Below are 19,594 nucleotides of genomic sequence, written 5' to 3' on the forward strand. Positions count from 1 at the left end.
TGTGGCAACGCGGGGTCAGCGGGCGGAGAACTCCGGCGTCAGCGGGAAGCCCGGCACGTTGCGCACCACCGTCCAGGCCAGCAGCGCGACCAGCACGGTAACAACGAAACCCCTCGTGAGCAGTGGTTTCTTGGTCCCCAAGCGCCAGCCCGCCCAGAGCGCCAACAGCGGCAGGGCGGCCAGCAGGAAGACATTGTCGTGCACGGCGGTCGACCAGTCGCCGTGCAGCACCGCGTGCGTCATCCGCAGGCCACCACAGAATGGGCAGTACCAACCGGTGAGCGCGAGGAACGGACAGCCCGGAAACAGGAAACCGGGCCGGTGCGGGTCTGCCAGCGCGGTGTAGGTGAGCGCCCCGGCGGTCAGCGCGCCGATGCCCAGCGCGCCGTACAGGTTCGCCCGCCCGCTCACTTCCGCCGGCGGAACCAGCGACGGCGGGGCTCGTTGGGCTCCGCCACCGCGGCAGCCATCTGGGCGGCCGTGGCGTCCTGCGGGGCGTCGTCCTCACTTTCGGCGGCCACGTCGTCTTCGGCGGGGTCTTCGGTCACCACGACGGTCTCGGACGTCTCAGCAGTGTCGGCGGGGTCGTCGGCCTCGGCGATTTCGTCGACCTCGGCAGGATTCTCGACCTCGGCAGGCGCATCGGTCTCCGACGGCTCATCGACGACATCGTCCTCGTCGTCGAACTCGGCAGCTTCGGCCGCCCGGCTCACCGGATCGTCCTCGTCGCCGTCCTCGGCTTCGGCTTCCTCGGCGGCACGGCTCACCGGATCGTCGTCGGCGTCTGGCTCCTCGGCCGGTTCCTCGGGAGCGCCTGCGTCCTCCGCTTCCTCCGCGTCCTCCGCTTCCTCAGCGGAGTCGATCTCTTCGGCCGCCTCGGATTCCGGGGCACTCTCGTTGACCGGTTCGGACAGGCCTTCGAGTTCCTCGGCTTCGGATTCATCGAGGAGGTCGACATCCGCACCGGAGTCAGCCTCCGACTCGGCCTCGACTTCCGCGTCAACCACGGCCACAGGCTCAGGCTCGGGCTCGGGCTCGATGACGACCTCGGGGCCCTCGGCCAGTTCAGCCTCGGCGAGTTCGGCGTCTGCGGCGACCGTGTCGGACTCGGCCTCGACTTCCGCGGCGGTTTCAACGAGTGCGGCTACCGGCTCGGGTTCCCCATCGACGGCCGCGTCCGCGTCGTGCTCCCCGTCTTCCTCGGGCTCATCGTCTTCCTCGGGTTCCGCTTCTTCGTCGGAATCCGCGTCCTCGCCCAGCGCAGTCTCCTCGTCAATGTCGATGTCGATGTCGGCATCGGATTCGCTGGACTCGTCAGCGTCCCGCTCGGCTTCGTCGCCATCAGCCTCGTCGGCGGACGCCGGTTGCTCTTCCTCGCCCTGTTCGGAGACGGCGGCGGGGCCGGCCGGCTCGGCGAACCCTTCCAGCTCTTCGCGCTCGGACTCGTCGAGCAGATCGACGTCCTCGCCGGAGTCTTCCTCCGGCTCGGGGGACGGTTCCAGGTCGTCCTCGGCCTCGATGGCCACGTCCGGATCCTCGGCCAACTCGGCCTCGGCCAGTTCGGCGTCCCCGGCGACCGTGTCAGGTTCGGGGTCTTCTTCGACGACCGCGACCACCTCGCCAGCGTCGGGCTCAATGCCGTCCAGCGCCTCGACCACCTCGATGGCCTCGTCGGGTTCGGCGGCTTCGGCATCGTCGGCGATGTCGACGGTCATGGCCGCCGCGGGGTCCACCCCGGCCTCGATGGCTTCGGCCAGATCATCGGGTTCGGCCTCGGGCGCCTCTTCGGCCACCAGTTCGGCGGCCTCTGCCTCGGCTTCCTTCTTGCCGTCGACGCTGGCTCTGGCCACCGCCACCCCCAGGCCACTGCCTGCGACCGCGGCGGCGAGGTCCTTGCTGACGCTGCCGCCCAGATCGTGCAGTTCCTCCCGAATGGGCTCGGGAGGACGTTTGCCCTCGAGGTCCTCGGGCTTCTCCCGGCCCTTGGGCGCGAGGATGAAGTACACCACCGCGCCGATGAACACGAAGGTGGAGGTGAACGAGTTGACCCGGATGCCGCCGATTTCGTTGGCGAAATCGGCGCGCAGCAGTTCGACGCAGAACCGGCCCACGCAGTAGCCCGCCACATACAGCGCGAACAACCGGCCGTGCCCGATCTTGAAGCGGCGGTCCACCCAGATCAGCAGCGCGAAAATCAGGACGTTCCACAGCAGTTCGTAGAGGAACGTCGGGTGCACCACCGCGCACAGCTCGCCGGTGGACATCCCGTCGAGCGGCTGCGGGCCGGCGCACCCCTTGGGGCCGCGATTGAAGATCTCCATGCCCCACGGAACCGTGGTTTCGCGGCCGTAGAGCTCCTGGTTGAAGTAGTTGCCGATCCGGCCGATGGCCTGGGCCAGCACGATTCCGGGCGCGACCGCGTCGCCGAAGGCCGGCAGCGGGATGCCGTGCCGCCGGCAGCCGATCCAGGCGCCCACGGCGCCGAGCGCCACCGCGCCCCAGATGCCCAGGCCGCCGTCCCAGATCCGCAGCGCGGCGATCGGGCCGTGGCCCCCCGGACCGAAGTACGTCGGCCAGTCGGTGATCACGTGGTAGAGCCGGCCGCCGATCAGCCCGAACGGCACAGCCCACAGGGCGACGTCGTAGATGACGCCGCGTTCGCCGCCGCGGGCAACCCAGCGGCGGTCGCCGAGCATCAGCGCGACGATGATGCCGATGATGATGCACACCGCGTAGGCGCGAATCGGCACCGGGCCGAGATACCAGACGCCTTGCGGTGGGCTGGGGAAATACGCCAGCAACGTCGTACTCAACCCAGCTACCTATCCCCTCTGCCGCACCCCGGCGGCAAGTTCTGCAGTCAGTTCCCCCAGCGCCGGAATGCCCTCATCGCCGAGCGCTGAAACCAGCGCGGACCCGACGATGACGCCGTCGGCGTAGCCGCCGATCGCGGCGGCCTGGGCGCCGGAACGCACACCCAGCCCGACGCCGACGGGAATGTCGGACACCTCGCGAATCCGAGCCACCAGTTCCGGAGCCGCGTTCGACACGGCGTCCCGCGCCCCGGTGACGCCCATGGTGGACGCCGCGTACACGAAGCCACGGCAGTGCGACACCGTCATGGCCAGGCGCTCCGGGGTCGACGACGGAGCGACCAGGAAGATCGGGTCCAGTTGGTGCGCCTCGGCGGCGGCCAGCCAGTCGTCGGCCTCCTCCGGAATGAGGTCCGGGGTGATGATGCCCATCCCGCCGGCGGCCGCCAAATCACGGGCGAAAGCGTCAACGCCGTAGCGCAGCACCAGGTTCCAGTACGTCATCACCACCGCGGCGCCACCGGCTGCGCTGACCGTCTCGACGGCCCGCAGCGAATCACGAACCCGCACACCACCTTTGAGGGCGGCTTCGGTCGCGGCGGCGATGACCGGTCCGTCCATCCCGGGATCGGAGTAGGAGATGCCGACTTCGACGATGTCGCAACCGGATTCGACCAGGGTCGCCATCGCGCGCATCGAGGTGTCCACGTCCGGGTAGCCGGTGGGCAGGTAGCCGATCAGCGCCGCGCGGTTGTCGGCGCGACATGCCTCGAACACCGGGCCCAGCCGGCCCTGCTGTCCGGTCGCGACCTGATTCGTCACTGCGCCGCCTCGTCGTCGAGCAGGCCGAACCACTTGGCGGCGGTGGCCACATCCTTGTCACCGCGACCGCTCAGGTTGCAGATGATCACCGCGCCGGGGCCCAGTTCGCGGCCGAGCTGCAGCGCGCCGGCCACCGCATGCGCGGATTCGATCGCCGGGATGATGCCCTCGGTGCGGCAGAGCAGCCCGAACGCGTCCATCGCCTCGGTGTCGGTGATCGGGCGGTACTCCGCGCGGCCGGTGTCCTTGAGCCAGGCGTGCTCGGGGCCGACGCCCGGGTAGTCCAATCCCGCTGAGATGGAATGGGATTCGATGGTCTGGCCGTCCTCGTCCTGCAGCAGGTAGGAGTACGAGCCCTGGAACGCGCCCGGCGATCCGCCGGTGAACGTCGCCGCGTGCCGGCCGGTCTCCATCCCGTCGCCGGCCGCCTCGAAACCGACCAGTCGCACACCCGGGTCGTCGATGAACGCGTGGAAGACGCCGATCGCGTTGGAGCCGCCGCCGACGCACGCCACCACCGCGTCCGGCAGCCGGCCGGCGCGGTCGAGGATCTGCTGGCGGGCCTCCAGCCCGATCACCCGCTGGAAGTCGCGCACCAGCAGTGGGAACGGGTGCGGCCCGGCCGCGGTGCCGAAGCAGTAGTAGGTGCTCTCGGCGTTGGTGACCCAGTCCCGGAACGCCTCACTGATGGCGTCCTTGAGGGTGGCCGAACCGGCGGTCACGGAAACCACCTCGGCGCCCAGCAGCCGCATCCGGGCCACGTTGAGCGCCTGCCGCGCGGTGTCCACCGCGCCCATGTAGATGACGCACTCCAGGCCGAGCAGCGCGCACGCGGTGGCAGTGGCCACCCCGTGCTGGCCGGCGCCGGTCTCGGCGATGACCCGCTTCTTGCCCATCTTCTGCGCCAGCAGCGCCTGGCCCAGCACATTGTTGATCTTGTGCGAGCCGGTGTGGTTGAGGTCCTCGCGCTTGAGGAAGATCCGGGCGCCGCCGGCGTGGTCGGACAGCCGAGCCGCCTCGTACAGCGGCGACGGCCGCCCGGCGTAGTCGGCCTGCAACCGGTCGAGTTCGTCGAGGAACTCGCGGTCGTTGCGGACCTTCTCGTAGGTCGCGGTGACCTCTTCGATGACGGCCATCAGCGCTTCGGCGACGAACCGGCCGCCGTACACGCCGAAGTGACCGCGAGCATCGGGATCATGCTGGCTGGGGACGGCGACGCCAGCGCTGGCGTGCGGCAACCCGGGGGTGCGATCCATCGGTGTCAGCGCGCCGGCTTCGGGCAGGACGGGTGCGCGCCAGCGGTGACCAGGTCGGCGACCGCGCTGCGCGGATCTCCGCTGGTCACCAGGCCCTCGCCGACGAGCACAGCGTCGGCGCCGGCTCCGGCGTAGGCCAGCAGGTCGGCAGTGCCGCGAACACCGGATTCGGCCACCCGGATCACGCCGCTGGGCAGCCCGGGGGCGATCCGGCCGAAGCAGTCCCGATCCACCGTCAGGGTCTTGAGGTCGCGAGCGTTGACGCCGATGACGCTGGCCCCGGCGCGCAACGCGCGGTCGGCCTCCTCCTCGGTGTGCACCTCGACCAACGCGGTCATGCCAAGTGATTCGGTGCGGTCCAGCATCGCTTCCAGCGCGGGCTGCTCGAGTGCGGCGACGATCAGCAGCACCATGTCCGCGCCGTGCGCGCGTGCCTCGTGGATCTGGTACGGACCGACGATGAAGTCCTTGCGCAGCACCGGGATCGAGACCGCCGCGCGGACCGCGTCCAGATCCGCCAAGGATCCATGGAAACGCCGTTCCTCGGTCAACACGCTGATGATGCGGGCGCCGCCGGCCTCATAGGCCCGGGCCAGATCGGCCGGGTCGGCGATATTGGCCAACTGACCCTTGGACGGGCTGGCGCGCTTGACCTCGGCGATAACGCCGATACCCGGCCGGCGCAGCGCGGCCGGCACGTCACGCGGCGCCGGAGCAGCCTCCGCGGCGGCCTTGATCTCGGCAAAGCTCACCACCGCCTCGCGGGCGGCAACGTCGGCGCGGACTCCTTCGATGATGGAGTCGAGCACGCTCGCCGAACTCATGGCTGACGGTTCCCCTTCAATACGAAATCGGTCTGCGGGATATGGGAGAAGGGTAGCCGTCGTAGGCGCCCTGCGGTTCACCGCCCCTGCCCGCCCGGCTCCCGGTCCGCGGCGTCGGCGTCACTCGTCGAATCGGCCGTGGGATCGTCGCCCTCGTCGATGGCGTCCCACATCATCCGTTCCGACATCGCCGCCCCGGCCCCGGCCGTGCGGGCCGAATCACCGCGCCGAACGGCCGGAGCCGCGTACCGGGCGGCGGCGGTGGTCCCCGAACTCGACGCGGCCCGCAGCAGCAGCACCGCCGCGGCCAGCGCGCACCCCGCGCAGATCAGCGTCAGCACCGCGCCCGAGTAGTGCCGGGAGCTGCCGGCCAGGGTGTTGGTGGCGACGTCGACGATGCCGGCGGCGCGGCGCGCCACATCGGCGACCACCCACTGGCTGACACCCAGGTAGCCGAGGGCGGCCACCGCGGCGGCGACCACCGCGGCCAGCAGCCGAAGCGCCCACGGTTTCGCGGCCAGCGCGGCCACCGCCACCGCGGCCAGCACCAACGCCAGCGGCGTCAGCGCGGCGGACCAGGCCGCGCCGTTGACGTCGATGTCGCGGGGCTGGCCGAGCCCGTCGGCGACGATGATGCTCACCCAGGTCAAACGGGAGGCGCCCCACAGCCCGAGCGCGGCGACCAGGAGCAACAGTTGCGCGACCCGGCGCGACCGGTCAGCCACGGGTCGGTGTCAGGGATTCGGCGGCGGCGACGGCGTTGAGCACCGCGGTGGCCTTGTTCCGCGACTCGTTGTACTCGTACGGGCCGTTGGAGTCCGCCACCACGCCGCCGCCGGCCTGCACGTAGGCCTTCCCGTCGCGCATCAGGGCGGTGCGGATGGCGATGGCGAAGTCCGCGTTGCCGGCGAAGTCGAGGTAGCCGACGACTCCGCCGTAGAGGCCGCGGCGGGTCAGTTCGACCTCTTCGATGAGTTCCATCGCGCGCACCTTCGGCGCGCCGGACAGGGTGCCGGCCGGGAAGCACGCGGTGGCCGCGTCCAGGGCGGTGCGGCCTTTCGCGAGATCGCCGTGCACGGTGGAGACCAGGTGCATGACGTGGCTGTAGCGCTCGATGTGGCTGTAGTCCTCGACCTTGACGGTGCCCGGCTCGCAGACCCGGCCCAGGTCGTTGCGGCCGAGGTCGACGAGCATCAGGTGCTCGGAGCGTTCCTTCTCGTCGGCCAGCAGGTCCTTGGCCAGCAGGATGTCCTCTTCCTCGGTTTCCCCGCGCCACCGGGTGCCGGCGATCGGGTGCGTGGTGGCCCGGCCGTCGGTGACGGTGACCAGGGCTTCCGGGCTTGAGCCGACGATGGAGAACGCGGTTCCGCCGTCGCCGTCGGGGACGTGCATCAGATACATGTACGGGCTGGGGTTGCTGACCCGCAGCATCCGGTACACGTCGATGGGCTCGGCGGGGGTGTCCATTTCGAAGCGCTGCGAGGGCACCACCTGGAAGGCCTCCCCCGCTTCGATGTCGCCGACGAGTTTGTCGACGATGGCGGTGTACTCCTCGGGGGTGCGCTGGGCCCGGTAGGTCGGCGCGGGCCGCGCGAAGGTGGCGACCGTCGACGGCAGCGGCTGGCTGAGCGCCTTGGTCATCACATCCAGTCGGGCCAGCGCGTCGTCGTAGGCGGCGTCGACATGTTCGTCGGTGCCGTTCCAGTTGACCGCGTTGGCGATCAGGGTGATCGACCCTTCGTGGTGGTCGACAGCGGCGATGTCGGTGGCCAGCAGCATCAGCATGTCCGGCAGGCCGAGGTCGTCGGTGGCCAATTCGGGCAGTCGCTCCAGCCGGCGCACCAGGTCGTAGGCGAAGAACCCGACCATCCCGCCGGTCAGCGGCGGCACGTCGGGCAGCCGTTCGCTTTCCAGCAGGGCCAGGGTGTCGCGCAGCACGGCCAGCGGGTCACCGCCGGTGGGGGCGCCGGCCGGCGCGGCGCCGAGCCAGTGCGCCTGCCCGTCGCGGACCGTCAGCGCGGTGGGCGCGCCGGCGCCGATGAACGACCATCGCGACCAGGACCGACCGTTCTCCGCGGACTCCAGCAAGAAGGTGCCGGGCCGGTTGGCGGCGAGCTTGCGGTAGGCCGAGAGCGGTGTCTCGGCGTCGGCGAGCACCTTGCGGGTGACCGGGACCACCCGGTGCTCGGCGGCGAGCGCGGCGAATTGTTCGCGGGTGGTGGCGCCGGTGTCGTCGGAATGCACGGGCACCATCCTCCCAGACGCCGCCAACGGGATTCGCGGCGTAGCGTGACCTTCTATGAAGCCCGGAGACACCGTCGATGATTTCACCCTGCCCGATCAGACCGGAACCCCGCGCCGGCTCAGCGACCTGCTGGCCGACGGCCCGGTGGTGCTGTTCTTCTATCCGGCGGCGATGACGCCCGGCTGCACCAAGGAGGCCTGCCACTTCCGTGATCTGGCCGCCGAGTTCGCCGCGGCCGGCGCGCAGCGGGTGGGCATCAGCACCGACGCTGTGGACAAGCAGGCGCGCTTCGCCGAGAAGGAGAAGTTCGACTACCCGCTGCTGTCCGACGCCGACGGTTCGGTGGCCTCGGCATTCGGGGTCAAGCGCGGACTGCTGGGCAAGCTCGCGCCGGTCAAGCGCACCACGTTCGTGATCGGGACGGACCGACGGGTGCTGGAAGTCATCTCGAGCGAAGTGTCGATGGACGTGCACGCGGATAAGGCGCTGGCGGCGCTCGCGGCCCGGTAGTCAGGCGCTTCTCGGCCCTAGCTCTTTGGCCCCTGGGGTGGGTCCGTCCCGGGTGGGTGTTGGTGGCGGAACCGTTTGTGGAAGTGGGCGAGCATGTCGGCGGGCTGGTGATACGGATTGACCCGCGGCTGCCCGCGATCCAAGTGTGCTGGTGGGGTCCATTCGACGCGGCCCTCGGCGTTGAGTCGGGTGCTCCAGTTCTGTTGGTAGGCCATCCGATTGTCCGGGCCGCAGTCCAGCCCCAGCTCGTCGACATTCGTCTGGCCGTCCTGGCTGAAATTGTCGAGGTGATCGGCCTGGCACCGGTAGGCGCTGGCTGTGCACCCCGGCCGGGTGCATCCCTTGTCCCGGGCGAACAGGACCAGCCGCTGATCGGCTGAAGCGAGACGCTTGGTCCGACCCAGCCACAGCGGTCGGCCACGTCCGTCGAAGATCACCAGGTAATGCAGGGCATGCGATGCCATCCGCAGGAAATCACTCATCGGAACCATCGACCCGCCCGCAGTCACCGCCCACCCCGTGAGCGCGGCCGGGACGTAGGGGGTCGGGAGTCCGGCAGGATCAGTGGCAGTCGGGTTCTCGGGCGGTTCCGGCACGGCCGGGGTCACCGGGCCGCCGCTCGGGGCGTCGGGGCCGGTGATCGTCACCACCGGGTCGATGATCGGCCCACCGCTGAGGTCGGCGGGGACTCCGCCGTGGGCGGCGGCGTTCAATTCCGCCAAGGTTGTCGTGACGATCACGGTGACGGGTAGTCCGTTGTGTTGCCCGAGGTCGCCGGAGGCCAGCAGTGCCCGCATGGCGGCGACCAGGGCGTCGTGGTTGCGCTGGGCGATCGTGCGCCGATCACCCTGAATCTGCTCCTCCGACGGTGTTCCCGAGACACAGGGGTGTTCATCGTCGGGATTGCACATGCCCGGCGCCGCCAACTTCTCCAGGATGGGTTCTAGGGTGGCCCACGCTTCGGGGGTCAACCGCGCCCGCAGGTTGCGCATCCCGTCATGGGTCTGGGCGCCGACGGACAGGCCGCGGGCGGCGGCGCGGCGCCGATCGGCGAAGTCCCCGTCCGGATCGAGGACCATGAGCAGCATGGTCGCCAGTTTGCTCAAATGCGAGGGCCCGTACTGCGTGGCGAGCTCGGCCAACTCCTTCTCGGCATCAGCCCGGGTCTCCGGATCCACCGCCGCCGGGATCTTCGCGTAGGTGTCTCGCACGATCGCGGAGCGTGTCAAGTCTTTTGTGTAAGTCGTTTCCTCTGATGTTGTCGTTTGGTGTGTTCTACAGGTGGGGCTCGATGCGGTCTGGGTAGACCAGCACGAGCTGTTCGAGGGCTTTCTTCCAGTTGGTGACCACTTGTCCTTCCACGAGGCGTCCGGCGGCCTTTCGGTTATGTTTCTGGCCGCGTTCCTTGGCCCGTTCGGCGGCGCGTTTGTCTTCGATGTTGCAGATCGCCAGCCAGAGCAGTTTCACCACCGCGGCGTCGTTGGGGAACTGCCCGCGGGTCTTGGTGACCTTGCGAAGTTGGTAGTTCAACGACTCGATCGAGTTGGTCGTGTAGATCACCCGGCGTAGCTCTGGAGGGAACTCCAGGAAGGGGATGAATTGCTCCCATGATCGATCGAAAACCATTGTCACAGTGGGGTTTTTCTTGCCCAAATCTGATGCGGTGAACGCATCCAGCTCGGCGCGGGCGGCATCGGCGTCAGCGGCGGTGTAGATCGGCTTGAGCGCGGCGGCCACGGCCTTGCGGTCCTTGTAGGACACGAACCGCAGCGCGTTGCGGATCAGGTGCACCACGCAGGTCTGGACGGTGGCCTGCGACCAGGTCGCCGTGATGGCCTCGGGGAACCCGGTGAGCCCGTCGCAGCACACGATAAGCACGTCACGCACCCCTCGGTTGGCCAGATCAGCGCAGACCGACGCCCAGAACGAGGCTCCTTCGTTCTGCTGGACCCAGATGCCCAGGACATGCTTGACGCCGGCCATATCGACGCCCACGGCGATGTGCGCGGCCTTGTTGCGGGTGTGGCCGCCGTCTTTGACCTTCACCACGATCGCGTCGAGGTAGATCACCGGGTACAGCGCATCCAACGGGCGACGCTGCCAGGCAAGGACCTCATCGGAGATCTCGTCGACGATCTTGGAGATCGTCTCATGAGACACCTCGGCGCCGATCGTTGATTGCAGGTGAAATTGGATGTCCCGCAACGTCATCCCGCCGGCATACAGCGAAACGATCATGTCATCGAGCCCACCGAGCCGGCGCTGTCCCTTGGGCACCAGCCGCGGCGTGAACGACCCGTCACGGTCCCGAGGCACCTCCAACGAGACCGGGCCGGCCTCAGTCTGCACGGTCTTGGCCGAGTGCCCGTTACGGGCGTTCGGCAGGCCCCGGCCGGCCGGGTCGCCCTTCTCATAGCCGAGATGATCGGTCAGCTCGGCGGCCAGGCCCCGCTCCAACGCGAGCTTGATCAGCCCGGGCAGCAGGCCACCCTCACCGGTCAGCGCGACCTCGCCGGAGTCGATCGAGGCCAGCAGCTCATCGACCGCCCCGGATGCCCGCAGCGCCTCGGCCACCTCCACCGTCGACGCGGCCTCAGCCAGCCGCGCGTCCAAATCCCGATCTGTCGTCATGCCCTGAGATCCTTCCCTTGTCAGGACTTACACAGACCATCTGACACCCCCCGATCGCGACCTGTTCCGGGCCGATCACCCCCGCCGCCACCCCCTGCGCCACGGTGGGCATGACCGGTTCCAGGGGTTGCCCATCCACCGCGACCCGCGGCCCCAGGTCGGCTGCCTCGGCCAACCGCCGTCGGGCCGCGCCGCGGGAGATCCGCAGACGGTCCTCCAACACGAGGGTGAGGTTCGCCGCCCCCAACACCCCGGGATTGCCGTCGGCGATCAGCCGGGCCAGCAGCCGATGGTCGGCCGCCGGGGCCCGCCACGCGAGCGCCTCCCGGCGGGCGAGAACTTCCAGAATCTCCTCCGACGAGAGCGCGTCGAGGGACGCCGAAGCCAGGACGTGGTGAGCGGTTTCGGCCTGCGCGAGGGCGGCGAAGATCGCCTCCCGATCGGCGTAGGCGGTGCTGCTCATACCCAAAACGCTATACCTCGACACCGACAAGAAACGCTGCGAGACAACCGAATTCGGACCTCAAACGGTGAGAATTCTATGAGAAAATTCGGGGCCCACACGGGAGCTGTCCCACGCTCAGCGACACCGCCTAAGCCCCACTACAAGTGCGGCCTAAAGTCCATCGCGAGACAATGAGGAGGCGACCTCAAATGAGTCGAGAACCGGGAGGTACGGCTGCCCTAGACTCCCTGTTGATGCATCAGGCAAACAGTGAGGAAACGCGGCTCTCGGCGCTGAACGAGGCGTTCCGATGAGCCCGGTCCTGGAGGTCGACAACGTCACCTTCCGGCGCGACGGCAAGCAGATCATCGACGGCATCTCGCTGACCATCCCGCGCGGGGAACACTGGGCGCTGCTGGGGCCCAACGGCGCCGGCAAGTCGACGCTGCTGGGCTTCTGCGCTGCGGTGACCTTCCCGACGTCGGGCACGGTGCGGATCCTCGGTTCGCAGATGGGCCGCACCGACCTGGCGCAGTTGCGTCGCAGTATCGGCCACGTCAATCCGCGGCACCGGCTGCACAGTCCGCTCAGCGCCCGGCAGGTGGTGCTGACCGGGATCACGGCCACCATCGACATCCCGATGCGCTGGTCCCCCACCGCCGATCAGCTGGCCCGCGCCGAGGCGATGATCGACCTGGTCGGCATGAGCCACCGCGCAGATGTGCTGTGGCCCAATCTTTCTCAGGGTGAGCGGGGCCGGGCGCTGATCGGGCGAGCCCTCATCTCCGGTCCGCGACTGCTGTTGCTCGACGAACCGACCACCGGCCTCGACGTCGCCGCCCGGGAACAGTTGCTGGAGACCATCGACGCGCTGTCGGAGGCCGACCCGGAGATGGCCTCCATCCTGGTGACCCACCATCTGGAGGAGCTGCCGACGTCCACCACCCATGCGTTGCTCATTTCCGAGGGCCGCACCGTTTGCTCCGGCGCCGTTCGGGAGGTGCTCACCACCGAGCACGTCAGCGCGGCCTTCCGGCACCCCATCGAGGTGAGCCACACCGACGGCCGCTGGACCGCTCGGACCCGCGCCGATCGGCTGATCATCGGGTGACGCGCGCGCCCGTTGGCCGGCGTGCGACGATCGAGAGGTGACTCAACCCGGCGTCGAAGAGTACGGCGAACCCTGCCGCGAGTGCGGATACTCGTGGTCGCATTCGTTCGACGAGTTGATTGCGCTGCACAAGCGGGTGCACGCCGGATTCGATAAGACCGTCCGGGCGCACACCTACGGCGCGCGGATCGACGAACTGGCTTGGAGCGTCGGCGAATACATCTGCCACGTCGCCGACAACGAGTCGATCTGGGTGGAGCGGTTCACCGGCCTCCCCGCGATGGCCGAGCCGCGGGTGGCGCCCTACGACCAGGACGCGCTGGCCGCTGCGCGCCACTACCCGGAAATCCCCTTCGAATCCGCGATGGGCGCGATGCGCCGGGCGCGCGCGGCGTTCGTCTCGGCCGCCTATATGACCCCGCAGGAGCTCACGTTCTTCCACCCCGAACCCGGGGCCATCACCGTGCTCGACGCCCTGCGCCTGGCCATCCACGACAGCCACCATCACCTGTGGGACGTTCGGCGCATCACCGGCGCCGCGTCGGGCTAAAGCAACTGATCCGTGTCGAAGCAGGTGAGATCGCCGGTGTGACACGCTCCGCCGACCTGGTCGACGACCAGCAGCACCGTGTCGCCGTCACAGTCCAGCCGCACCGAGTGCACGCGCTGGGTGTGCCCGCTGGTCGCGCCCTTCACCCATTGCTCGCCGCGAGACCGGGAGAAGTAGGTGGCCTCCCGGGTCGCCAGGGTCCGCGCCAGCGCGGCGTCGTCCATCCATGCGACCATCAGCACGTCCCGGGTGCCGTGCTCCTGTGCGACGGCCGCGATCAACCCGTCGGCGTTGCGTTTGAGCCGCGCGGCGATCGCCGGGTCGAGGTCGTAGCGCTCGCTCATCGGATCGTGATCCCCTCGGCGCGCATGGCCGCCTTGACCTCCGGGATGGTCAGGTCGCCGAAGTGAAACACGCTGGCCGCCAACACCGCGTCCGCGCCGGCCCGCACCGCCGGTGCGAAATCGGAGACCGACCCGGCGCCGCCGCTGGCGATGATCGGCACGCTGACCGCCGAGCGCACCGCGCGCAGCATGGGCAGGTCGAAGCCCGCCTTGGTGCCGTCGGCGTCCATCGAGTTCAGCAGGATCTCCCCCACCCCCAGTTCCGCGCCGCGCGCCGCCCACGCCACCGCGTCGATGCCGGTGCCGCGCCGGCCGCCGTGGGTGGTGACCTCCCAGCCCGACGGGGTGGGTTCGCAACCTTCGGGGACGGTGCGGGCGTCCACGCTCAGCACGATGCACTGGGAGCCGAACTGCCGTGACAACTCGGCCAGCAGCTCCGGGCGGGCGATGGCGGCGGTGTTCACCGACACCTTGTCCGCGCCGGCGCGCAGCAGCACGTCGACGTCGGCGACCGCGCGGATGCCACCGCCGACGGTCAGCGGGATGAACACCTGCTCGGCGGTGCGGCGCACCACCTCGAGCATGGTGGCCCGGCCCGACGAGGACGCCGTGACGTCGAGGAAGGTCAGCTCGTCGGCGCCCTCGGCGTCGTAGCGGGCGGCCAGTTCGACGGGATCGCCTGCGTCACGGAGGTTTTCGAAGTTCACGCCCTTGACGACCCGGCCGTCGTCGACATCCAGGCACGGGATGACGCGGGTGGCGACGTCTGAGCTCACAGGTAATCCTCTCGGGTCCCAACGGATGCCACGATCTCCAGCATCTCCTCATGCACCCCGGGCGCAGCCGCCAGGGCCGAGCGCGAAGCGGTCGTCCACGGTCGGCCTTCCAGGTCGGTCACGATGCCACCGGCGGCCCGGATCAGCGCCACCCCGGCCGCGTGGTCCCACACGTAGTGACCGAAACTGATTGCCCCGCCGAGGATCCCGGCGGCGACATACGCCAGGTCGATCCCGGTCGCGCCGTGCATCCGGATCCGCGAGCAGCGTCGGCTCAACCCGGCCAGCACCGCCGCCCGCCAGGCCCCCGGGAAGTAGCCGCGGGAATCGATGTTGAAGGAGCCGACGCCGACGATCGAGTCCGCCACCGTGGTCGGCGAAAGCCGCGGCAGCGCACTGTCGCCCGCGAGCACCGGGCCGTCGACCAGGGCGCGGTACCGCTCCCCGGTGAACGGCAGCCAGGTCAGTCCGGCGACCGGCTCGCCGTCGCGCAGCAGGCCGAGCAGGATCGCGCACATCGGTGACCCGGCGGCGTAGTTGAACGTCCCGTCGATCGGGTCGAGCACCCACACCAGCTCCGAATCGAGGCTGGGGCCGCCGAATTCCTCGCCGTGCACGCCGATCCCGGTCGCCGCGGTGAGTTCGGCGACCACGCGTCGCTCGATCGCCAGATCAACCTCGGTGGCGAAGTCGTTGCCGAGCTTGGCGACCGCCGAGGCGGCGCGGTGACCGTCGAGGAACTGCGGGCACACACCGTCGAGGATCCCCGCGGCGATGTCCAGCAGGGCCTCGAGTTGCTCGGGCGACGGTGTGGGCATCGCTACCCGCGCACGGCTTCCAGCGCCTCGGGCAGGGTGAATCGCCCGGCGTAGAGCGCCTTCCCGACGATCGCGCCCTCCACGCCACTGCCGACCAGGGTGGCGATGGCGCGTAGGTCGTCCAGGCTCGACACCCCGCCGGAGGCGATGACCGGGGCGTCGGTGCATTCGGCGACGGTTTCCAGCAGGTCCAGGTTCGGGCCGGTCAGGGTGCCGTCCTTGGTGACATCGGTGACCACGAACCGCGAGCAGCCCTCGGCGTCCAGGCGTTCCAGCACCGCCCACAGGTCGCCGCCGTCGGTCTCCCAGCCGCGCCCGCGCAGCCGGTGCCGGCCCTCGTCGTCGATCTGCACGTCCAGTCCGACGGCCACCTTGTCGCCATGCTCGGCGATGGCACGCGCGCACCACTTGGGGTTCTCCAGCGCGGCGGTGCCCAGGTTCACCCGGGCGCAGCCGGTGGCCAGCGCGGCGCGCAGCGACTCGTCGTCGCGGATGCCGCCGGAAAGCTCAACGGCCACATCGAGTTTGCCAACCACCTCGGCCAGCAGCTCCCGGTTGGAGCCGCGGCCGAAGGCGGCGTCGAGGTCCACCAGGTGGATCCATTCGGCGCCGTCGCGCTGCCAGGTCTCGGCGGCCTCGATGGCCGAGCCGTACTCGGTCTCACTGCCGGCCTGGCCCTGCACCAAACGCACCGCCTTGCCCTCGACCACGTCGACGGCCGGCAACAGAATCAACGACATCTACAACCCTTCAACCCAATTGGACAGCAGCGCCGCGCCCGCGTCGCCGCTCTTCTCCGGATGGAACTGTGTGGCCGACAACGGCCCGTCCTCGACCGCGGCCAAAAACCGCACGTGGTGCTGGGCCCAGGTCAGCTGCGCGTCGTCGGCGCCCGACCAGTCCTGCGCGGCGTAGGAATGCACGAAGTAGAACCGGGTGTCGGGGTCCAGGCCGGCGAACAACCGGCTGCCCGGCGCCGCCGCCACGGTGTTCCAGCCCATGTGCGGAATGACCGGCGCCTCCAGCCGGGTCACCGCGCCCGGCCAGAAACCGCAGCCCTGCGCATTGTGTCCGAACTCCACCCCGCGGCTGAACAGGATCTGCATCCCGACGCAGACACCGAGCACCGGCGCCCCGGCGGCCAACCGGTCGGCGATGATCTGCTCGCCGCCGATCCCGCGCAGCCCGGCCATGCAGGCCGCGAACGCCCCGACGCCGGGCACCACCAGGCCGTCGGCGGCCGACGCGCGCGCGGGATCCGGGGTGACCTCGACGGTGGCGCCCACGCGTTCCAGCGCGCGCTGGGCCGAGCGCAGGTTGCCCGACCCGTAATCCAGGATGACGACAGACTTCACAGGGTGCCCTTGGTGGACGGCACGCCGCTCACCCGCGGGTCGAACTCGACGGCCTGGCGCAGCGCGCGCGCCACCGCCTTGTATTGGGCCTCGGTGATGTGGTGCGGGTCGCGGCCGTACAGCGTCCGCACGTGCAGCGCGATGCGGGCGTTGAACGCCAGCGATTCGAACACGTGCCGGTTGATCACCGTGTGATACGGCGCGCCGGTCCCGGCGATGGTGAAGTCGACGAGGTAGTCCGGCTCGCCGGTGTGCACGAAGTACGGCCGGCCGGACACGTCCACGGCGGCGTGCGCGAGGGTCTCGTCCATCGGGATGAACGAGTCGCCGAATCGGCGGATGCCCAACTTGGCGCCGAGCGCCTGACCGAGCGCCTGGCCGAGCACGATCGCGGTGTCCTCGACGGTGTGGTGCGCCTCGATGTCAGTGTCGCCGACCGCCCGCACGGTCAGGTCGAAGCTGGCGTGGCTGCCCAGCGCGGTGAGCATGTGGTCGAAGAACGGCACCCCGGTGTCGATCTGGGTGACCCCGGACCCGTCCAGGTCGATCTCGACGGTGATGTCGGATTCCCGGGTGGTGCGGGTGATGGATGCCCGACGGTTGGTCATGATGGCTCCTGCACGAGGTCGGTGCCCGCCAGCTGCGCGCTGGCGGCCAGGAATGCGTCGTTCTCGGTGTCCAGGCCGATGGTGACCCGCAGTTTTCCGGGGATGCCGACGTCGCGGATCAGCACGCCGGCGTCCAGGTAGCGCTGCCAGGCGGCCGCCGAATCGGTGAAGTCGCCGAACAGGATGAAGTTGGCGTCACTGGGGGTGACCCGGAATCCCATGGCGCGCAACGCCGCCGCGACCCGCTCGCGCTCGGCGATCAGCACCGCCACCGACCCGAGGGTGTCATCAGCGTGCCGCAGCGCCGCGCGGGCGCCGGCCTGGGTGAGCACCGACAGGTGGTACGGCAACCGCACCAGCAGCATGGCGTCGATGACCGCCGGCGCGGCGACCAGGTAACCGAGCCGGCCGCCGGCGAACGCGAACGCCTTGCTCATGGTGCGACTGACCACCAGCCGGTCGCCGAACTCGTCGATCAACCGCACCGCGCTGGGCTGGGCGGAGAACTCGCCGTAGGCCTCGTCGACGATCAGCACCCCGCCGTCCATGGCGGCCAGCAGCTCCCGCAGATCGTCGATGCCGACGCTGGCCCCGGTCGGGTTGTTGGGGCTGGTGACGAACACGACGTCGGGCCGGCGCTCTGCGATGGCCGTCGCGGCGGCCGCGGTGTCCAGCGCGAAGTCGTCTGCCCGCGGCACGCCGATCCACTCGGTCTGGGTGGCGTCGGCGATGACCGGGTGCATCGAGTACGACGGGGTGAACCCCATCGCCGAGCGGCCCGGGCCGCCGAAGGCCTGCAGCAGTTGCTGCAGCACCTCGTTGGAACCGTTGGCGGCCCACAGGTTTTCGACGCCGAGGCGCACCCCGGTGCGGCCGCTGACGTATGCCGCCAGGTCCGCGCGCAACGCGACGGCGTCGCGGTCGGGGTAGCGGTGCAGCTCAGTGGCGGCCGCGGCCACCGACGCGGCGACGTCGTCGACCAGGGCGCGGGTCGGCGGGTGCGGGTTCTCGTTGGTGTTGAGCTGCACCGGGACGCTCAACTGCGGAGCGCCGTAGGGGCTTTTGCCGCGCAGATCGGCGCGCAGCGGCAGGTCCGCCAGTGCGACCGCCGCGCCGGGTGCGGCGGTCATCGTTCGAACCTGCGCCGGACCGCCTCGCCGTGGGACGGCAGCTGCTCGGCGTTGGCCAGCGCGATGACATGCCCGGCGACGTCCTTGAGGGCGGCTTCGGTGTGCTCGATGACGTGGATGCCGCGCAGGAAGGTCTGGGTGGACAGGCCGCTGGAGTGCCGGGCGCTACCCGCGGTGGGCAGCACGTGGTTGGAGCCCGCGCAGTAGTCGCCGAGGCTGACCGGCGCGTAGGCGCCGACGAAAATCGCTCCGGCAGAACGGATCCGGGCCGCGACGCCGGGCGCGTCGGCGGTCTGGATCTCCAGGTGTTCGGCGGCGTAGGCGTTGACCACCCGCACGCCGGTGTCGGTGTCGTCGACCAGCACGGTGGCCGATTGCGGGCCGCTCAACGCGGTGCGCACCCGCTCGCGGTGCACGGTGGTCTCCAGCTGGGCGGTGATCTCGGCGTCGACGGACTCGGCCAACTCGGCGCTGTCGGTGACCAGCACGCTGGCGGCCATCTCGTCGTGCTCGGCCTGGCTGATGAGGTCTGCGGCGACGTGCGCCGGGTCGGCGGTGTCGTCGGCGAGGATGGCGATCTCGGTGGGGCCGGCTTCGGCGTCGATGCCGACCTGGCTGCGGCAGATCCGCTTGGCCGCGGTGACGTAGATATTGCCCGGGCCGGTGATCATGTCGACCGGGTCGAGCTCGGCGCCGTCGGTGTCGGCGCCGCCGTAGGCGAGCAGCGCGATCCCCTGGGCGCCACCGACGGCCCACACCTCCCGCACACCCAGCAGCGCGGCGGCGGCCAGGATGGTCGGGTGCGGCAGGCCGGCGAACGCGCCGGTGTTGTCGCGTTGCGGCGGGCTGGCGATGACCAGCGAGTCCACTCCGGCCGCCTGGGCGGGCACCACGTTCATCACCACCGACGACGGGTAGACGGCGTTGCCGCCGGGCACGTACAGCCCGACCCGCTCCACCGGCACCCAGCGTTCGGTGACCACCGCGCCGGGGCCGAGTTCGGTGACCGTGTCGGTGCGGCGCTGATCGGCGTGCACGGCGCGGGTCCGCTCGATCGCGATCTCGAGGGCGGCCCGGACGTCGTCGTCGAGTTCGGCGGCCGCCGCGGTCAGCTCGGCGGCCGGGACGCGCACCGCGGCCGGGCGCACGCCGTCGAAGCGTTCGCCGTACTCCAGCGCCGCGGCCGCGCCGCGCTCGGCGACGTCTTCGACGATCGGCCGGACGACGGGGACCACCGCGTCGACGTCGACGCCGCCGCGGGGCAGGGCGGCGCGCAATTGGGCCGCCGACAGGCTGCGGTCACGCAGGTCGACGCGGGGCATGCGGAATGTGGACATCGCTTCTTATTGTCGCTGA

21 protein-coding genes are annotated in these 19,594 nt (G+C 70.1%); 3 read left to right on the plus strand and 18 right to left on the minus strand.

Annotated features, from left to right (window positions below; translation table 11 throughout):
• Nucleotides 1-15 precede the first annotated feature (15 nt).
• The 7 genes from L2Z93_RS10205 to L2Z93_RS10235 all read right to left on the minus strand — a co-directional run bounded on the left by L2Z93_RS10205 (nucleotide 16) and on the right by L2Z93_RS10235 (nucleotide 7,959).
• On the minus strand, nucleotides 16-429 hold the full coding sequence (locus tag L2Z93_RS10205) for a DUF2752 domain-containing protein (protein WP_090585892.1): 414 nt from the start codon (nucleotides 427-429) through the stop codon (nucleotides 16-18).
• Complete coding sequence (lgt, locus tag L2Z93_RS10210; RefSeq protein WP_090585895.1) at nucleotides 408-2,813, minus strand: prolipoprotein diacylglyceryl transferase; 2,406 nt, start codon at nucleotides 2,811-2,813, stop codon at nucleotides 408-410. Before lgt ends, L2Z93_RS10205 begins: the two co-directional genes overlap by 22 nt.
• Nucleotides 2,814-2,822: 9 nt before the next feature.
• The gene (gene trpA, locus L2Z93_RS10215) at nucleotides 2,823-3,635 is read right to left on the minus strand and encodes a tryptophan synthase subunit alpha (protein ID WP_090585898.1); all 813 of its coding nucleotides are present in this window, start codon (nucleotides 3,633-3,635) and stop codon (nucleotides 2,823-2,825) included.
• Nucleotides 3,632-4,891 carry a tryptophan synthase subunit beta gene (gene trpB / locus L2Z93_RS10220; RefSeq protein WP_090585901.1) on the minus strand — a complete coding sequence of 420 codons (1,260 nt, stop codon included), beginning with the start codon at nucleotides 4,889-4,891 and terminating at the stop codon, nucleotides 3,632-3,634. The genes trpA and trpB overlap by 4 nt, the downstream gene beginning before the upstream one ends.
• A gap of 5 nt (nucleotides 4,892-4,896) precedes the next feature.
• Entirely contained in the window at nucleotides 4,897-5,715 is an 819-nt protein-coding gene (gene trpC / locus L2Z93_RS10225; protein ID WP_090585902.1) for an indole-3-glycerol phosphate synthase TrpC, read from the minus strand.
• Nucleotides 5,716-5,792: 77 nt separating this feature from the next.
• Complete coding sequence (locus L2Z93_RS10230; protein ID WP_090585905.1) at nucleotides 5,793-6,440, minus strand: TIGR02234 family membrane protein; 648 nt, start codon at nucleotides 6,438-6,440, stop codon at nucleotides 5,793-5,795.
• The gene (locus tag L2Z93_RS10235; protein WP_234786005.1) at nucleotides 6,433-7,959 is read right to left on the minus strand and encodes an anthranilate synthase component I; all 1,527 of its coding nucleotides are present in this window, start codon (nucleotides 7,957-7,959) and stop codon (nucleotides 6,433-6,435) included. Before L2Z93_RS10235 ends, L2Z93_RS10230 begins: the two co-directional genes overlap by 8 nt.
• A gap of 55 nt (nucleotides 7,960-8,014) precedes the next feature.
• Here L2Z93_RS10235 and L2Z93_RS10240 point away from each other — a divergent pair, with 55 nt between their 5' ends.
• Nucleotides 8,015-8,470, plus strand: a complete 456-nt coding sequence (locus L2Z93_RS10240; RefSeq protein WP_090585910.1) for a peroxiredoxin — start codon at nucleotides 8,015-8,017, stop codon at nucleotides 8,468-8,470.
• A gap of 17 nt (nucleotides 8,471-8,487) precedes the next feature.
• Here the strand turns inward: L2Z93_RS10240 and L2Z93_RS10245 are convergent, their stop codons facing one another.
• The 3 genes from L2Z93_RS10245 to L2Z93_RS10255 all read right to left on the minus strand — a co-directional run bounded on the left by L2Z93_RS10245 (nucleotide 8,488) and on the right by L2Z93_RS10255 (nucleotide 11,564).
• Complete coding sequence (locus tag L2Z93_RS10245; RefSeq protein ID WP_234786006.1) at nucleotides 8,488-9,681, minus strand: HNH endonuclease signature motif containing protein; 1,194 nt, start codon at nucleotides 9,679-9,681, stop codon at nucleotides 8,488-8,490.
• Between the two features lie 64 nt (nucleotides 9,682-9,745).
• Complete coding sequence (locus L2Z93_RS10250) at nucleotides 9,746-11,101, minus strand: IS256 family transposase (RefSeq protein WP_090585016.1); 1,356 nt, start codon at nucleotides 11,099-11,101, stop codon at nucleotides 9,746-9,748.
• The gene (locus L2Z93_RS10255) at nucleotides 11,064-11,564 is read right to left on the minus strand and encodes a DUF222 domain-containing protein (protein ID WP_090586017.1); all 501 of its coding nucleotides are present in this window, start codon (nucleotides 11,562-11,564) and stop codon (nucleotides 11,064-11,066) included. The genes L2Z93_RS10250 and L2Z93_RS10255 overlap by 38 nt, the downstream gene beginning before the upstream one ends.
• A 292-nt stretch (nucleotides 11,565-11,856) precedes the next feature.
• Between L2Z93_RS10255 and L2Z93_RS10260 the strand changes: the two genes are divergently transcribed.
• Both L2Z93_RS10260 and L2Z93_RS10265 read left to right on the plus strand, forming a co-directional pair.
• Nucleotides 11,857-12,657: an ABC transporter ATP-binding protein gene (locus L2Z93_RS10260; RefSeq protein WP_090586013.1), complete on the plus strand. Its 801-nt coding sequence runs from the start codon at nucleotides 11,857-11,859 to the stop codon at nucleotides 12,655-12,657.
• Nucleotides 12,658-12,694: 37 nt separating this feature from the next.
• Nucleotides 12,695-13,207: a DinB family protein gene (locus L2Z93_RS10265; protein ID WP_090586009.1), complete on the plus strand. Its 513-nt coding sequence runs from the start codon at nucleotides 12,695-12,697 to the stop codon at nucleotides 13,205-13,207.
• Here the strand turns inward: L2Z93_RS10265 and hisI are convergent.
• The 8 genes from hisI to hisD are packed head-to-tail and all read right to left on the minus strand — an operon-like array spanning nucleotide 13,204 to nucleotide 19,575.
• Complete coding sequence (gene hisI, locus L2Z93_RS10270) at nucleotides 13,204-13,551, minus strand: phosphoribosyl-AMP cyclohydrolase (protein WP_090586006.1); 348 nt, start codon at nucleotides 13,549-13,551, stop codon at nucleotides 13,204-13,206. The two genes, L2Z93_RS10265 and hisI, sit on opposite strands and share 4 nt — an antisense overlap.
• Nucleotides 13,548-14,354, minus strand: coding sequence for an imidazole glycerol phosphate synthase subunit HisF (gene hisF / locus L2Z93_RS10275; RefSeq protein ID WP_090586004.1), 807 nt, complete (start codon nucleotides 14,352-14,354; stop codon nucleotides 13,548-13,550). Before hisF ends, hisI begins: the two co-directional genes overlap by 4 nt.
• Nucleotides 14,324-15,145, minus strand: coding sequence for an inositol monophosphatase family protein (locus L2Z93_RS10280; protein WP_090586000.1), 822 nt, complete (start codon nucleotides 15,143-15,145; stop codon nucleotides 14,324-14,326). Before L2Z93_RS10280 ends, hisF begins: the two co-directional genes overlap by 31 nt.
• 2 nt (nucleotides 15,146-15,147) lie before the next feature.
• Complete coding sequence (gene priA, locus L2Z93_RS10285; protein WP_090585998.1) at nucleotides 15,148-15,885, minus strand: bifunctional 1-(5-phosphoribosyl)-5-((5-phosphoribosylamino)methylideneamino)imidazole-4-carboxamide isomerase/phosphoribosylanthranilate isomerase PriA; 738 nt, start codon at nucleotides 15,883-15,885, stop codon at nucleotides 15,148-15,150.
• Nucleotides 15,886-16,500: an imidazole glycerol phosphate synthase subunit HisH gene (hisH, locus tag L2Z93_RS10290; RefSeq protein ID WP_090585996.1), complete on the minus strand. Its 615-nt coding sequence runs from the start codon at nucleotides 16,498-16,500 to the stop codon at nucleotides 15,886-15,888.
• On the minus strand, nucleotides 16,497-17,108 hold the full coding sequence (gene hisB, locus L2Z93_RS10295) for an imidazoleglycerol-phosphate dehydratase HisB (protein ID WP_090585993.1): 612 nt from the start codon (nucleotides 17,106-17,108) through the stop codon (nucleotides 16,497-16,499). Before hisB ends, hisH begins: the two co-directional genes overlap by 4 nt.
• The gene (locus L2Z93_RS10300) at nucleotides 17,105-18,238 is read right to left on the minus strand and encodes a histidinol-phosphate transaminase (RefSeq protein ID WP_090585990.1); all 1,134 of its coding nucleotides are present in this window, start codon (nucleotides 18,236-18,238) and stop codon (nucleotides 17,105-17,107) included. Before L2Z93_RS10300 ends, hisB begins: the two co-directional genes overlap by 4 nt.
• A complete protein-coding gene (hisD, locus tag L2Z93_RS10305) occupies nucleotides 18,235-19,575 on the minus strand; it encodes a histidinol dehydrogenase (RefSeq protein ID WP_090585987.1) in 1,341 nt (446 codons plus the stop codon). The genes L2Z93_RS10300 and hisD overlap by 4 nt, the downstream gene beginning before the upstream one ends.
• Between the last annotated feature and the right edge of the window lie 19 nt (nucleotides 19,576-19,594).

The organism is Mycolicibacterium brumae, assembly GCF_025215495.1.
GTDB lineage: Bacteria > Actinomycetota > Actinomycetes > Mycobacteriales > Mycobacteriaceae > Mycobacterium > Mycobacterium brumae.